12 protein-coding genes are annotated in these 15,771 nt (G+C 58.1%); 4 read left to right on the plus strand and 8 right to left on the minus strand.

What is annotated here, in order from left to right:
- Positions 1-268: 268 nt before the first annotated feature.
- Together ASE04_RS10175 and ASE04_RS10180 are read left to right on the plus strand one after the other, a co-directional pair.
- Positions 269-2,029, plus strand: coding sequence for an MOSC and FAD-binding oxidoreductase domain-containing protein (locus ASE04_RS10175; protein ID WP_056816041.1), 1,761 nt, complete (start codon positions 269-271; stop codon positions 2,027-2,029).
- 40 nt (positions 2,030-2,069) lie between these two features.
- Positions 2,070-2,669: a peroxiredoxin family protein gene (locus ASE04_RS10180; RefSeq protein ID WP_056816044.1), complete on the plus strand. Its 600-nt coding sequence runs from the start codon at positions 2,070-2,072 to the stop codon at positions 2,667-2,669.
- On the opposite strand, the gene ASE04_RS10185 is transcribed toward ASE04_RS10180, so the two are convergent.
- A complete protein-coding gene (locus ASE04_RS10185; RefSeq protein WP_244490379.1) occupies positions 2,666-5,569 on the minus strand; it encodes an ATP-binding protein in 2,904 nt (967 codons plus the stop codon). The genes ASE04_RS10180 and ASE04_RS10185 overlap by 4 nt on opposite strands.
- 155 nt (positions 5,570-5,724) lie before the next feature.
- On the opposite strand from ASE04_RS10185, the gene ASE04_RS10190 reads away from it, so the two are divergent.
- Both ASE04_RS10190 and ASE04_RS32040 read left to right on the plus strand, forming a co-directional pair.
- Positions 5,725-6,270 (plus strand): response regulator transcription factor, encoded by a 546-nt coding sequence (locus ASE04_RS10190; protein ID WP_338012488.1) that lies wholly within the window; start codon positions 5,725-5,727, stop codon positions 6,268-6,270.
- Positions 6,271-6,417 carry a LuxR C-terminal-related transcriptional regulator gene (locus ASE04_RS32040; RefSeq protein ID WP_338012489.1) on the plus strand — a complete coding sequence of 49 codons (147 nt, stop codon included), beginning with the start codon at positions 6,271-6,273 and terminating at the stop codon, positions 6,415-6,417.
- 340 nt (positions 6,418-6,757) lie between these two features.
- Here ASE04_RS32040 and ASE04_RS10195 read toward each other — a convergent pair whose 3' ends face one another.
- The 7 genes from ASE04_RS10195 to ASE04_RS10225 form a co-directional block, all read right to left on the minus strand.
- Positions 6,758-8,548: an ABC transporter ATP-binding protein gene (locus ASE04_RS10195; protein ID WP_056816050.1), complete on the minus strand. Its 1,791-nt coding sequence runs from the start codon at positions 8,546-8,548 to the stop codon at positions 6,758-6,760.
- A 1,343-nt stretch (positions 8,549-9,891) separates the two neighbouring features.
- Positions 9,892-10,404 carry an NUDIX hydrolase gene (locus tag ASE04_RS10200; protein ID WP_056816053.1) on the minus strand — a complete coding sequence of 171 codons (513 nt, stop codon included), beginning with the start codon at positions 10,402-10,404 and terminating at the stop codon, positions 9,892-9,894.
- A gap of 193 nt (positions 10,405-10,597) precedes the next feature.
- The gene (locus ASE04_RS10205) at positions 10,598-11,644 is read right to left on the minus strand and encodes a sn-glycerol-3-phosphate import ATP-binding protein UgpC (RefSeq protein WP_056816056.1); all 1,047 of its coding nucleotides are present in this window, start codon (positions 11,642-11,644) and stop codon (positions 10,598-10,600) included.
- Complete coding sequence (ugpE, locus tag ASE04_RS10210; RefSeq protein WP_056816059.1) at positions 11,644-12,492, minus strand: sn-glycerol-3-phosphate ABC transporter permease UgpE; 849 nt, start codon at positions 12,490-12,492, stop codon at positions 11,644-11,646. The genes ASE04_RS10205 and ugpE overlap by 1 nt, the downstream gene beginning before the upstream one ends.
- A 6-nt stretch (positions 12,493-12,498) precedes the next feature.
- The gene (ugpA, locus tag ASE04_RS10215) at positions 12,499-13,380 is read right to left on the minus strand and encodes a sn-glycerol-3-phosphate ABC transporter permease UgpA (protein ID WP_056816160.1); all 882 of its coding nucleotides are present in this window, start codon (positions 13,378-13,380) and stop codon (positions 12,499-12,501) included.
- A 68-nt stretch (positions 13,381-13,448) separates the two neighbouring features.
- The gene (ugpB, locus tag ASE04_RS10220; protein ID WP_056816062.1) at positions 13,449-14,753 is read right to left on the minus strand and encodes a sn-glycerol-3-phosphate ABC transporter substrate-binding protein UgpB; all 1,305 of its coding nucleotides are present in this window, start codon (positions 14,751-14,753) and stop codon (positions 13,449-13,451) included.
- Between the two features lie 199 nt (positions 14,754-14,952).
- Positions 14,953-15,753: an inositol monophosphatase family protein gene (locus ASE04_RS10225; RefSeq protein WP_056816065.1), complete on the minus strand. Its 801-nt coding sequence runs from the start codon at positions 15,751-15,753 to the stop codon at positions 14,953-14,955.
- Between the last annotated feature and the right edge of the window lie 18 nt (positions 15,754-15,771).

The raw sequence follows: 15,771 nt of genomic DNA on the forward strand, positions 1-15,771 counted from the left end.
AACGATACGTATCGTTCAATCAATAATGCGAGCCGTGAAATTTCACTTGCCCAGCTATTCGGCTTTGGCTGAGGGGCTCGCCGACCAAGGATGAAAGCAGGCGTGGCCACAGGTCACCATTCAACACCGAGATATGGGCAACACCTTCGTACAATGGCGCCGAAGGCCGTTTCGGATGTTCTGTTCTGTCGTTGGACGAGCGGCGCAGTGCCGTATTAGAAAAGCCTCTTGTCCTTAAAGACGGGCCCGTGCTCGGGGAGTATCCCTTATGGCTTGCCTTCTTTCAGTGAACGTCGGCCTGCCGCGCAACGTTGAGTGGCAGAACCGGATCGTCAAGACGGCAATCTGGAAATCCCCGGTTGACGGTCCGCGCATGGTCCTACGATTGAACATCGATGGGGACGGACAGGCGGATCGCAACGGACACGGTGGGGAACAGCGCGCAGTATTCGTCTACCAGATCGACTCCTACCGATATTGGGAACGACATCTAGGGCGCAGCGATTTCGTCTACGGTCAATTCGGTGAGAATTTCACCGTTGAAGGCCTCGCCGACGACGAAGTTTGTATAGGCGACCGATACCTGATCGGTGGCGCCCTGTTCGAGGTAACGCAACCGCGCGTTACCTGCTATCGCCTCGGAATTCGGATGCAAGTGCCCGAGATGGCCGCGCTGGTCGTGTCGCATGGGCGGCCGGGATTCTACCTGCGTGTTATTGAAGAAGGCGAGGTTCAGGCGGGTGACGAGATCTTAAAGACGGTTTCCGGTGACGGCGGAATGACGATCTCGGAAATCAATGCGCTGCTCTACAAGCCAGGTCATCCCGTTGATCGACTGGAACGCGCGCTACACATCCCGGCGCTCAGCGCAGGATGGCATCGCTCATTCGAAGCGTTGCTGAGACAATCGAAGGAAGCTGTAGGCGAGACAGGAAACGTTGGCCTGACCGGACCGGCGCAGGCTGCCCCGGCATGGCGCGGCTTTCGTCCATTCCGCGTGGTTCGCAAATTGGAGGAGACCGACGGCGTCACATCGCTTCAACTGGCGCCCCTGGATGGGATCCCGTTAGACAGATACCTCCCGGGCCAGTTCATTGTTCTCCGGCTGGAGCCATCCGCCGCACCCCTGATCCTTCGCAGCTATTCTTTGTCAGGCGATCAGGACGGCAAGCGTTTCAGGGTGACAATCAAGCGAGAGCCCGGGGGCGCCGCCGGAAAGTATGTAAGCGAGGAACTGAAGGAAGGTGATGTCGTCCAGGCGAGCGCGCCACGCGGCGAGTTTACACTAATCCCCGGTGATGGTCCCGTAGTTCTCTTAAGTGCTGGTATAGGGATCACGCCGGTCCTGAGCATTCTACATGCTCTGGCGGCCGAGAAGTCTTCGAGGGAGATATGGTGGCTGTACGGCGCACGCAGCAGCCTGGAACACCCACTTGCGAGTGAAGTGAGCGAACACCTGCGATCGCTTCCGAACGTTCGCAGCCACGTCTGCTACAGCTCGCCGATCCAGGGCGACCAGCAAGGTGTGAACTATGAGTCAAAGGGACGCCTCGACGAGGGAGTACTCCGCGAACTTGGCCTGCCGATCAAAGGTGACTTCTACATCTGCGGGCCCTCGAGTTTCATGCGTGACCTCACCGACGGACTTGAAGACCTCGGCGTCGCGCGCCGTCGCATCCACACGGAAATGTTCGGTTCGACCTCGGCCATCAATCCTGGGATCGCGCCGTCGCCGGGACGACCACCGCAGGTGCCAGAAGGATGGCGTGGAACCGGCGCACTCGTCTCTTTCGCTCGAAGCGGCTTGGCTCTGCGATGGAACCCCGACCTCCACAATCTTCTGGAGCTCGCAGAGAGCTGCGAGGTACCCACACGATGGTCCTGCCGGACCGGCGTCTGCCACACCTGCGAAACGGGAATAATATCGGGATCGGTTACCTGCCAGCCTAGTCCGATCGATGATGCCACGGATGGCAATGTGCTGCTTTGCTGTTCGCAGCCTCGCGGCGATATCGTCATCGACCTTTAGCAGCGCAATTCCGAAGTCAACGCGCAAAGAGGATTCTGAAATGAGACCAGACATCGTGCCGGGTGCGGCTCTTCCAGGCTACGAGCTGAGCGATCACACCGGCAAGCGCCGCAAGCTCTCCGATCTTCAGTCCATCTATCCCATGGTTCTGGTTCTGAGCCGCGGCAGTTTCTGTCCCAAGGATCGGCGCCAGCATGAGGGTTTGCTTCAACTTCATCGAGAGATGGAGGTGGGATACTGCAGGATGGTAACGATCAGTACCGACACAATCGCGGAAACACATGAATTCCGCAGCGGAGTTGGTGCGCACTGGCCGTTTCTCGCGGATCCGAGGAGGACCATCCAGAAGGACCTCGGTATCGCCGAGTACACCGACGCTGCGCACAACCCGATGATCCCCCACGTCATCGTCCTCGAGCCGAAACTTACCATTTACAAGGTCTATAACGGCTATTGGTTCTTCGGCCGGCCGACGGTGGAGGAACTGCGGCAGGATCTGCGCGCGGTCTGCAAGAAATCCTTCCCGGACTGGGACATCTCTGAGCAAGAGCTGCGGACCGCCTGGCAAGAGGGGAACAAGGACAGGTTCTTTCCCTACGGCAAATCCCTGGTCGAGATACTGGGCAATGGAGAGCCCTAGGGCAATCTGGCAAGAAGACGTTCGGCACGTCGCACCAATGGTGTTTCGAAACCTTCTGTAATCCGAAGATAGACGGGCTGAAGGAGGTGACGAGCACCGGATTGTCCACTGTCCTGGCGAAAAGTCGCCAGATCGATTGTCGCGGCCAGTTCCGACGTAAGTGCGCCTTGCATCCGGCTCCAATCCAACGCGCTTTCCAGACAGCTCTCAATTTGTTCGGAGGGAGTATTCGGCATCCGCCCCAGAACGGAAGCCTTTGTTCGAAGCAACTCCGGCATATGGGAGACATCCCCGCTGTTTTCGACCTCTCGGATTGCTCGATCGACCAACTCCAAGGCGTCCGTGGCGCGACCCGACGCTGCCAAACCGGTGGCGAGGGCGACGCTGAAGGTCGTCGTTAGGAGTTCGTAGCGCGCGACTTGCAAATCCACGATGGCGGATTCCAGCATGGGCACACCCGGTGCTACCTCGCCACGGCGAATGGCAAGCAATCCCTCGTAAGCCCGTCCTGCTGCAAGATACGGCTCAAGCTGGTGAAGTCTTGCGCGTTGCGTGAACCGCTCGAGCAACTCTTCGGCCGTTTCAATTTCATCCATGGATATGTAAAGGGAGATTGCCCAGATGAGCGCAATCGACAGTGTTACTGGATGATCCTTCTCGATTGCATCCGCGATGGTCCGGTGGGCGTGTGCCACAGCCTGATCGGCTAAACCTTGAAGCCACAGTGTTTTCGCCAGGAATATCCCCGCAAGGTCATGGCCATCGAAGCCAAGATAGATGGTTTTCGAGTCCACCAGCGGAGCCTGCCGTTCGTGAGCGGCCTCCAATTCGGCCCGGGCCCTGACGAGGTCCCCGGTATGTGTCAACGAAATGCCGGTAATCGCATGCGCCAGAGCTTTCACCGCCGGGTCGCTCTCACGGATCGACAGTTTCAATGCGCGTCTGCCCAGTTCGATCGCGGCCTTGAAGTGTCCGATCCGCAGATAATACATCGTAAGTGGCGCCATAAGCTGTAGTTCGCTGCGCGGATCATTGCTGCCGATTGCAATGGCCAGGCTACGGCTCAGAGCGACATGGGCGGCGCTGCTGCTGCCGCGCGTGAACATCATCGACAAACCAAATGCTGCCTGGAGATGCATTTCGTACGCGTCGCCGATGTCGGGCTCGTCGAGGGCAGCGATCGCAGTTTCCGACCAATGACGGCAGTCATCCAGCAACGAGAGCGTAAGAAAAATCGGCGATGCACTGGCAGCAAGCGCAATGCCAAGATGACGATCGCCGCCAGGACCAAAAGTCCATTCCAGTGCTACTCTCACATCGTTGATACCGGCGAGATAGGGAGAGCGAGCGACCGTGTCGTGAAGCGTGGCCGCATTGTTCTCCAGCCATTTCAGGCAGTATGAGGCGTACCTGCCTGCGAGCGCGGTTCTCTCCCGGGTGTCAGCCGCCAAGCCAAGGATGTATGCCCGGGTGGTTGCCAGCAATCGGTAGCTTGTGATGCCATCGCTCTGGCGCGCAGCCAGCATCGATTTTCCGACGAGGCTTTCGATGGTGTCGATAACCATGGTCGGATCTTTGCCCTCGCCATGGGTCACATTGATCGCCCCGTCGAGCGTAAAATGCCCGGGGAATACAGAGAGGCAGCGAAGTACCCATCGCTCCTCTGGGGAGAGGAGTTCGTAACTCCAGTTAAGCGTAGCCTGCAACGTCTTCTGTCGCTCCGGCGCCGACCGGCTACCTTGCCAAAGCAGCGTAAGATGCTGATCCAGCAACGTTGCGGTCTGCTGCAGACCAAGAGCTTCAACGCGACCGGCAGCTAGCTCTATCGCCAGCGCAACGCCATCAAGCTTCCTGCAAATGGCAGTGACAAGCGCGGCATCTGCATCATTCAGAGTAAGCCGGGCGCCGCTCGCGGTCGCACTGTCGATAAACAATTGTGCGGCGGGAAAGCGAAGCGCGTCTGTGGCCGTGATCGATGTATCATCCGGAGGAACCTCCAGCGGGTCCAGTTTGTAGACGAACTCACCCGCTGCTCGCAACGCTTCTCGACTGGTCGTCAGAAGGTGGACCTGCGGTGTCCCGCGATAAATCTGTGAAGCAATGGCGGCAACGGAATCAACGACATGCTCGCAATTGTCAAGCACGAGCAAAATGCGTTTGTTCCGCAGGAAGGTCACTAGGCTCGGCGTCGGATCGCGGGACCTGACGGCTATCCCCAATGTCGACGCAAGCGACGTCGTCACCATGTTAGGGTCGCTCAACATGCCGAAATCGACGAACAGAACGCCTCCAACGAATGGTTCAAGCATGTCATGGGCAATCGCCAGGGCGAGAGTTGTCTTTCCAACGCCGCCAGGGCCAGTGATCGTTACGAAACGGGAAGATATCAGCCTGGCGGACAAGTCATGCACACCTTCGCCACGGCCAATCATGCCGACCACCCGCGGCGGAAGTAAGTGGCGGACGCCGACGTCATCAAGTGAAGGTTCCGTTGCAGCGGTTCCACCGCTGGCATCGATGGGCGCCACGAAGCGATAGCCGCGACCGGCGATCGTCGCGATGTATCTCGCGCCGCTCTCGCCGTCACCCAGAGCCTTTCGCAACGTTGAAACATGGAAGCGAAGGGTACTTTCCTCTACCGTAAGGTCCGGCCAAACACGGGCCATCAGGTCCGATTTGGCAATCACGCTATCCGGATTGCAAACCAGCTCGATGAGGATGTCCAGTGCTCGTCCACCAAGGTCTACCGGATCCCCGTCGCGCGTCAGAAGCCGTTCGCTTGGCTTCAACCGAAATCGATCGAAGCATATCTCGCCAGCGTGCTGAGTGGAAAACGCGTTAGTCATGGACCTTTCCCTGGGCGCATCGAGCACTTTACTCCAATAGGCTATCAATTCCATCATGGAACGGGGCCATATGCCTTTCGTATGAGGCCGTCTGACTTAGCCAGGTTTCAACCCATCAAAGTCAAACGATTTCAAGCATCATCAAACGGGCCAAAACTATCGAGTTGGGCCACAATGATCAGAGCGTTTTCTACTGTAGGAGGCTCGATATGATCAGGATTTTAGACAGAGCCCCGGAACTGCCGGGCTCGGACGTCTGTTCCTCAACGCCGGTGGTTTACATCGTCGATGACGATGTTTCTGTTCGGGAGTCGCTGGAGGGCCTCGTTTGCTCCGGTGGATGGAGGGCGGAAGCTTATGCATGCGCGGAGTCGTTTTTGTCCTCGGTCAGACCAGAGGTTCGGAGTTGCCTGATCCTGGACCTAAATTTACCGGATCTCAGCGGGCTGCAAGTGCAGAGCCGTGTTCGTGAAGAGCATCAAGACACGCCAATCATCTTTATTACTGGTGATGCGGACGTGCCTTGTGCAGTGCAGGCCATGAAAGCTGGCGCCTGTGAGTACCTACTCAAACCGCTCGCTCCCGACGAGCTGCTTGATGCGATCGGACGTTGCATCATGCTCAGTAGCGCTGAGCTCGATCGGCGCTCCCAATATGATATGATGTTAGACCGCTATCATTCACTCACTTTGCGCGAACGCCAAGTCATGTCCTTGGTTGCTGGGGGCCTAATGAATAAGGTCGTCGCATATTAGTTGGGAATAAGCGAGATCACCGTCAAGGCGCACCGCGGCCAAGTTATGCGGAAAATGGATGCCAATTCGTTGCCCGATTTAGTCATGAAGGCGGCGCGCCTTGGCGTTCTTTCCTTAACGCCAGAGTTAGAGCATTCCGGCATTTGACGAGCTCACAATCATATGGGAAGTCGCCGCCACAGCGCGGCTCTCGCACGCGATTACGTGTCGTGGCGGTTCCGGAGATTTCGAGAACCGCACAAGCGACGACAATTCCTTCTGAAAGCGATCTGTGCGTAAGAGCCGGCGCGATTTGCCGAACTCTCCCGCCTCAGATAAGGAACTCAGTAGCCTCAGTTCTACCGACAAGAGAGGCGCGCAGCATTTGCAGGGTCTACGGTTCGAATCCGCTCAGGAGGTTCGGAACGGAGCATGGGGCACATTTCCGGATTGCAGACTTATGGCGGAGGGGCGAAGCACCGGAGGTCTTTGCTCCGGTGCTTCGGGTTCATGCAACCAAGCCCTTGGTGAGCTCCAGCGCCTGCCGCTCGAACAGCCGGCGGTAGACGCCGTCGGTGAGGCGGACCAGCGACTGGTGGTCGCCTTCCTCGACGATGTTTCCCTTGTCGAAAACCAGCAGGCGGTCGAGTGCCCTGACGGTCGACAGGCGGTGGGCGATCACCAGTGTCGTGCGGCCTTCCATCAGGCGTTCCATCGCCTGCTGTATCTGCACTTCGCTCTCGCTGTCGAGGCTGGACGTTGCCTCGTCGAGAATCAACACGGGTGCATCCGCGAGGAACGCCCGGGCGATGGCGACACGCTGGCGCTCGCCACCAGAAAGCTTCACACCGCGCTCGCCCACCATCGTCTCATAGCCCTTGGGAAGGCTCATGATGAAGTGATGGGCGCTTGCTTGTCTCGCGGCGTCCTCGATCTCGCGTCTCGATGCCTCCGGCCGGCCATAGGCGATGTTTTCGGCAAGCGTCCGGTGGAACAGGATTGGTTCCTGCTGGACGATGGCGATCTGGCCGCGCAGGCTCGATTGCGTCACCTTGGCGATATCCTGCCCGTCGATCCGGATCGAACCCGAATTGACGTCATAGAGGCGCTGGATGAGCTTGACGAAGGTCGTCTTGCCCGAGCCCGAATGACCGACCAGACCGACGCGCTCTCCCGGCGTGATCGCGACGGAGAAGTTGTCATAGAGCGGCGTAGGATGGGCGCCATACTGGAAGGTGACGCGATCGAAAATGATCTCGCCCTTGCCGATGGCAATCGCCTTGGCGCCGGGCCTGTCCTCGATGCAGAGCGGTGTCTTGTCGAGCAGCACCAGCTCTTCCATGTCGTTGACCGCGCGCTGCAGGTTGCGGATATCCTGTCCGACCGAGCGGAGATACCCCTGCAGCACGAAGAACATCGCCAGCACGAAGGTGATATCGCCGGGCGTCGCCAGACCCTTCTGCCACATGACGAGGCCGGTGCCGAGGATGCCTGCCTGCATCGAGACCATCATGAAGCCCTGGATCGTGCCATTCAGCGTGCCGCGCCGCCAGGTCCGCCGCGTGCGGGTGTCCCATTTAGCGAGAACATGGCTGAGGCGCTCTTCCTCGCGGTCTTCGGCGCCGAAGGCCTTGACTACGGAGTTGCAGCTGATCGCATCGGCAAGCGCGCCGCCAAGCTTGGTATCCCAGGCATTGGCGAGCTTTGCCGCGGGCGACACATAGCCCATCGAAAGCACGACCGTGACGCCGATATAGATCAGCGATCCTGCCGCCACGATCAGGCCCATGACCGGCCAGTAGCTGCCGAGCACAATGCTGGCGCCGGCGAGCATGACGACCGACGGCAAGAGCGCGACCAGCAGCAGGTCGTTCAGGGCATCTAGCGCCCACATGCCACGGGTGATCTTGCGCACAGTAGAGCCGGCAAAGCTGTTGGCATGCCAGTCGGTGGAGAAGCGCTGGACCTTGTGGAAGCCACTATTGGCGACATCGGCCATGATGCGCAGCGTCAGCCGTATGATGCCGTTGAAGATGAACCAGCGCAGCACGACGCTGGTGAGGCCGAGCGCCGCAACGACCACGAAGGCGCGGATTGCGCCATCGGCCGCATTGCCGCCGGCAATCGCATCGACGATCTGGCCGGAGAAGACCGGGACCAAGACCTCGGCGAGCGTGCTGGCGATAACCAGCAGGATGATGCTGCCGACGAGGGTAGGGCGATGCGTCCATTGACGAAAAACAAAGCCGAGCACGTTGCGATAGGCATCGGCACGGAAATCGAGCTTCTTGCGAGTCATTTTAACCAGCCGGCGCCATATCGAGGCAGCCGGTCCCAAAATCGAGAGTTTATAGACACAGCCGGAACGGGAGACAAAGTAAGACCGGCAGATCGGTGGCGCTGTGAAAGACGTTAAAACCGCTTGCCGCGTGCCCTTGGGCGGGCCGCGAATTGGAATGACCTAGTGTCGGATCATTCCGGACGAGAGGGTTTCGATGAATGCTAATGTCATGCAACGCCTCCCTTGATTGATCTGCAGCGGTGGAGATTTTGTACCGGACAAATCCGGTCTTGCCAACCGGATCTTTTCTACTTTGCGGAGAATGATGCTGGGATGACACACGGGAAGCGCAGCCTGTCATCCCATTCATGGATGACCACTTGCAATCTCGCTTTAGGGGCGTCCCTTGACCTTGGCTAGGAAGCGCCAGTCCACGTTAACCGGCGTGAATCCAAACTCTAACTTGACCGAACGGTAAGGTCAGTCGGGGAGTGGTAGCGGCTACCACACTTGCTGGATCGCGATGACTGCGAGAAAAGCGACCAATACCAGTGAGGCTATCCATAAAACCGTGCGATTGGCCTCGGCGAGTACCCGTGGCGTGGGGTCTCGCTTAGGATTGAATTTGTGGCGACGGTTTTGCGGCTCACTAGCCTGCGATGATTTGTTTCCTGCTACCATGGCTGCCATTCCGGTCGAGATGGTGGGTTTCCCGAAGCTAATCTACGCTGTTTCATCGTCCGCGCGAAGTCTTTCTCTTTAGCAGACGAAGCGGCTATTCTCGTCGCCGTGCAGGCTCCAATCAAGAAATGCGCTCGGTATAGTGACGCCCATATTTGGTTTCAGGGGTACCGAGCAACGCGTCGTGGTGAACACGCCGCCTGCGAAGCTGTCTGTCAGCGCAGGCCGGGAGCGGTCAGCACGGGACGGTCGATGCGTTCCTTGTCCGCACCAACGCCAACAACAGGTTGCTGACGTATGGAACCGTCGTTGACAAGTATGCGGCCGCTGCGGCGATTTACGCCAACTGGGCGATCCGCTAGGTCGGAACGACGAGTATCAAACGCCAAGAAGTCTGTGGCGTGTTGTCGAGATAATATTCGACCTTGGAGCACGACCCTGTGGAATTCCGGACGGTGGCCTCTTGCCTATCAATTGCCCTTCTCGATCGGAAGCTGCAGATCGTGGCGCTGAGCAATAGAGTGGCTTGCTATAGCTCATTGCCAAAGATGTGAGTTTTAGAGTGGCTGCCTATAACTCATGAAATGGAATTGGCAGAGTGTCGATTAGACAGACTTCAGGACCACACTCCTGGCTTTAAAGACGTTGAGGTTCAGCACCACCTCAAGCGTCAAGCAGTTTCAATTCTCGGGTCGAAAATCTACGAGCAGTGATTTCAGCTCAATTTCTCGTACCCTACGTGCGGCCTCCTCAGGCGAAACCCATGCGAGAATACGCTGTCCTTTTTCTTTGAAATTCTCAGTCTGCTTCGTCACCTTGACTCGGAAGACATCCACTATGGTGGGAGCGACATCGCCGTCATCCATCATCTTCAGATAGGTGTATCGGCCGATCGGTTCTTCGCGCACGTGTCCCTTGACGCCAGCCTCTTCCCAAGCCTCAATCTCGGCCGCCTCGTGAGGCTTTTTTCTTTTGATAGGCCATCCTTTCGGGATCACCCAGCGTCCGCTGTCACGAGAGGTCATCACGAGAATTTCGACATGCCGCCGCTCTGCGTGAAACCGAAAGCACACTGCTGCATATTGTTGCCGGAACGACCCCGTGAACAGCTTTTCAGGATTGGCAGCAAGCTGCTGTAGAAGGCTTGGCTGTCGCGACGGTTGGGACGTCGGTGGTTTTTGCTTTCTGCTCATACTTGGCCATCAGATTGGTGAAGCGAACTGACACGGCAGGCCCGACCACGGGACCAGTTCTTGCGTGGAGATATCTGAAGCGCGAACCCTATCAAACCCCGTGGCCGTCGTTTTTCCTTCAGCGGGTTCAATACGTGGAAACCCAGATCGTAGTCACCTTCCAGATTAAATCAGGACGCTTGCTTCCTACGCATCATTCCACGATGCGTTGGTTCCCATCATTGAAGTAGTGTACCGATTGCGGTAGCGCCGCGACGACCAGCAGTTCGTCAATTCCTATCCTTGATCTGCCTGGCACGCGGAAGATCATCGGTGTCCCATCGGCAAGAAGACCGTGGACATAGCTCTCGGCTCCAACGAGCTCGACCGCACCAACCCTGACTTCCATTCGAACGGCAGCTTCGTCGGCTCCGACGGCGATGTGGAGATCTTCGGGCCTGATGCCAATCGTTTTCGTGCCGGGCGGTACTGCGCCGCCGCCTCCGACGAGGGCATGCCCCTTCTCGAAGGAAAACAGGTTCATCGAAGGCGACCCGATGAACGTTGCTACGAAAGTTGTCGCAGGCTTCTCGTAGAGCTCGATTGGTGTGCCGATCTGTTCGATATGGCCACCATTCAGAACCACCAGCCGGTCGGCCAAGGTCATCGCCTCCATCTGATCGTGCGTGACATAGACGCTCGTTGTCTTCAACGAACGCTGCAACCGCTTGATCTCGACACGCATCTGGACGCGCAGCTTGGCGTCGAGGTTCGAAAGCGGTTCATCGAACAGAAAAGCTGCCGGCTCGCGGACGATGGCGCGACCCATCGCAACGCGCTGGCGCTGTCCACCCGAGAGCTGCCGTGGCTTTCGCTGGAGAAACGGTTCGATTTCGAGCGCCTTTGCAGCTTTCTGAATCCGCCGCTCAATCTCGTCGGACGGCGTGTTGCGGTTCTTCAGGCCGTAGGCGAGGTTTTGTCGGACGGTCATGTGCGGGTAGAGCGCATAGTTCTGGAACACCATGGCGATGTCGCGTTCGGATGGCTCCAGATCATTGACCACACGCTCGGCAATGGAAATCTGCCCGGAAGAAATACTTTCCAGCCCTGCGATCATCCGCAAAAGTGTGGACTTGCCGCAGCCGGATGGCCCGACGAGCACGACGAGTTCCCCATCACCGATGTCGAGCGACACGCCCTTGATGACCTCAAGACCACCGGCATAGGTCTTGCGAACATCTTTGAGATTGATCCTGGCCATTACTTCTCCGTCTCCACGAGACCTTTGACAAACCAGCGCTGCATCAGGACCACGACGATGATGGGCGGGATGATGGCGAGGATCGCCGTCACCATGACGAAATTCCACGGTGTTGCCGCGTCGGCGAAATCGACCATCTTGCGCAACCCTATGATGATGGTGTTCATCTTGGCGTCGTTGGTAACGAGAAGCGGCCACAGATACTGCGTCCAGCCGTAAATGAAGAGGATCACGAAGAGCGCCGCGATATTGGTACGCGATAGTGGAAGCAGGATGTCGCGCATGAAGCGGAAGGGTCCGGCATTGTCGATGCGAGCAGCCTCCAGCAACTCGCCGGGGATGGTCAGAAAGAATTGCCGGAACAGGAACGTTGCGGTAGCCGACGCCATCAGAGGCAGCGTTAACCCTGCGTAGGTATCAATCAAACCAAGGTCGACGATCACCTTGTAGGTCGGCAGGATGCGCACTTCGACTGGCAGCATGAGCGTCACAAAAATCATCCAGAAGAAGACCATGCGAAACGGAAAGCGGAAGAAGACGATCGCGAAGGCAGAGAGGAACGAGATGACGATTTTGCCAACAGCGATAGCAACGGCAACCACCAAGGTGTTGAACAGCATGCGCTCGAGACTGACGCCAACCACTTGCTCGACGCCGCCGGAAAGCGCGTCGCCATAGTTCTCAGTGAAATGTCCGCCCGGTAAGAGCGAGATCGGCGGCCGGATAATCGCAGCCGAGGTCATCGTCGAGGCGACGAAGGTGTAGTAGATCGGAAACGCGACGATGATGATGCCGATGATGAGCATCAGATGACCGATGAGGCTGGCGACGGGTCTTTTTTCAATCATGCGCGCTCACCCGTAATGGACCCGCTTCTCGACGAAGCGGAATTGAAAAGCCGTGAGCGCGATGACGATGATCATCAGGATCACTGATTGCGCGGCAGACGAGCCGAGATCTAGATTGACGAAGCCGTCGTTGTAAACCTTGTAGACCAGCGTCTCCGTCGCCTTGGCAGGGCCTCCGCCTGTAACGGAATGGATGATGCCGAAGGTGTCGAAGAAGGCGTAGACGGTGTTGACCACCAGCAGGAAGAATGTCGTTGGCGCAAGAAGCGGGAAGACGATGGTCCAGAAGCGGCGACTGCCTCGCGCGCCGTCGATCGCTGCGGCCTCGATCAGCGATTTAGGGATTGCCTGCAGGCCGGCCACGAAAAACAGGAAATTGTAGCTGATCTGCTTCCATGCGGCCGCGACGATGACGAGGCCCATCGCCTGGTCGCCGTTCAGCAACGGATCCCACAAAAAGCCGTTTCGGCGCAGGATGTAGGCGAATGTGCCCATGGCCGGATTGAACATGAACAGCCACAGCATGCCGGCCACGGCCGGTGCCACCGCGTAGGGCCATATCAGCAACGTGCGGTAAAACGTCTGGCCGCGCACCACCTTGTCGGCGGCTGTCGCTAGCGCCAGCGCTACGACCATCGAAAGCAGAGCCGTCAGGACGCTGAAGATTACTGTGACCTGCAGCGAGTTCAGATAGTTCGGGTCCGACAGAACCTGCTTGAAATTGGCTAGACCGACAAACCCGCTCTTCAGGCCGAACGGGTCCTGACGTTGCGTCGACTGATAAAGCGCCTGGCTCGCCGGCCAGAAGAAGAACACCACAGTGAGGATTAGTTGCGGAGCGACGAGGCAATAGGGAAGAATCTTGTTCGGAAAGGCTGCTTGTTGCACGGCAGGGTCCTTGCACGAGGGGATAGCACCCGCGACCATCGGGCCGCGGGCGAAACTGCATCAGTGCCTTACTGGAGGGCCTGCTTGATCGCCGCGTTGCCACGCTCCACAGCCTTGTCGAGCGCTGCCTTTGCATCCTGCTTTCCAGCAAGCATGGCTTCGAACTCCTCGTTCATGATATCGCGAACCTGCGGCAGGTTCACCAGACGAACGCCTTTGGAATTCTCGGTCGGTGCCTTACCCATCATTTGCAAGATTGGCGTCTCGCGACCGGGGTTCTTGTCGTAGAAGCCTGATTTCTTGGTGTCTTCGTAGGCCGCCATCGTCACCGGCATGTAGCCGGAGACCTGATGCAGCCGCGACTGGATCTTGGTTTGCGACAGGAAGTGGAAGAACTGGGCGATGCCCCTGTATTCCGCATCGCTCTTGCCGGCGAAGACCCAGAGGCTTGCGCCGCCCGGAATGGTGTTTTGAGGCCCATGCCCTTCGTAATAGGGCAGCTGGCCGATGCCGTAGTTCATGCCCGATTTGACGATATCGCCGAGGCCACCAGAGGACTCCGTCATGATCGCGCATTCGCCAGAGGTGAAGAGTTGCTTGGCTTCCGATGTGCGGCCGCCATAGCGGAACGTTCCGTCCTTGGCGAGATCGGCGATTGATTGGAAATGCTGGACAAACAGCGGTGAGTTGAAGGCGAGCGTCACATCGGTGCCGCCAAGCCCGTTCTCGTTGGAACCGTACGACACGTTGTTCCATGCTGCCAGGTTCTCGGTCTGGATCCAGGTCAGCCAGGTGGATGTGAGCCCGCAGGATGCGGCGCCGCTGGCTTTGATCTTCTTGGCAGCATCGAACACTTCTGGCCAGGTCTTCGGCGGATTGTCGGCATCCAGGCCAGCCTTCTTGAAGATGTCCTTGTTGTAGTAGAGGATCGGTGAAGAGGAGTTATACGGGAACGACAGCATGGTGCCGTCGGGCTTGGAATAGTAGGCGGCGATACCGGCCAGATATTCCGACTTGTCGAAGGTGAAGCCGCCCTTCTTGAGGACTTCGGCTGCCGGCATGATCGCGCCCTCGGCACCCATCATTACGCCGCTCCCGGCATCGAACACCTGAAGGATGGCCGGTGGCTGCTTTGCGCGGAAGGCCGCAATGCCAGCGTTCAGCGCTTCGGGGTAAGTGCCCTTGAAAACCGGAATGATAGTATAATCGCTCTGGCTTTCGTTGAACTCCTTGGCAAGCTGGTTGACTACCTCGTTGTTGGCGCCGGCCATGGCATGCCACCACTGAAGTTCCATGGCTGCAAGCGCGTGCGAAGTCATGGCGAACGAGGCGACAGCCGCGAGTGCGGATACAGATAGACTGCGAACGGACATAAATTGCTCCTCCCTGAGCGGTTGTATACCGGATGATCCGGCTTGAATTTCCCGATAGCAATCCTCCTCGATTGCAAACGGGTTTTTCGAAAGACATGAGCGAACGCGCACAAAGGTCGCGCGCCTGCAAGCGCGTTCAATCCAAGATAGCGTCATCGCCCTGACTGTCGAGGCCAGGTAGGCATTGTTTGTATGCCGGCTATACACCGGCGATTTTTCTCAGATCGTCAATCGCGCCCGGTGCTGCGGCCAGCACCGGCGATCCTTTCGTCAAACGCTCGCCCTCAGTCGGGAACGGGTGGTGCCATCCACCGGATTCCTTGACGAGGCAGTACCCGGCAATGCAATCCCAGGCATGCATGTAGGGCTCGTAGTAACCTACGAGGCGGCCCCCAGCGACATAAGCCAACATCAGGGCGCCGGATCCGTTGCGGATGAAGTTTCCCCCGGCCTGCAACAACTCTTCGACCATTTTCCCGACAAAGGCTGGCGTCACATAGTTGTTGGCGCCGATACCCGTTACCGCGTCGCGGATCGTTCGCGTGGGGTCGATGTTCAGTGGAGTGCCGTTCAATGTTGCGCCGCAACCGGATGCCGCCGAATAGAGTTCGTCGTGGCATGGAGCCGCGATTACGCCGACGACGGGTTGGCCGTCGAACAGCAGGCCGATTGACACGCACCAGTTGGGCATTCCGTTGACAAACGGGCTGGTCCCGTCGATCGGATCGACAACCCAGGTGAAGCCCGACGTTCCCGGTTCGAAACCATATTCCTCGCCGAGAACACCGTCCTCCGGGAAGGACGCATGGATGCGTCCCCGGATTAGTTGCTCGACCTCGCGGTCGGCAATCGAGACGACATCCTGCGCGTCTCGCTTGGTTTCGATGACAAGGGATCCGCGCTTGTTGTAGAAGTCGAGGGCAAGTGCGCCAGCCTGCCTGGCGACCTCCTCGGCGACCTTATGGCGTAACCCAATGCTGGAGCGCAGCTGCAATTCCATAAACTATGTCCTTCGATT

This window comes from Rhizobium sp. Root708 (assembly GCF_001429725.1).
In the GTDB taxonomy this organism is placed as follows: Bacteria; Pseudomonadota; Alphaproteobacteria; order Rhizobiales; family Rhizobiaceae; genus Rhizobium.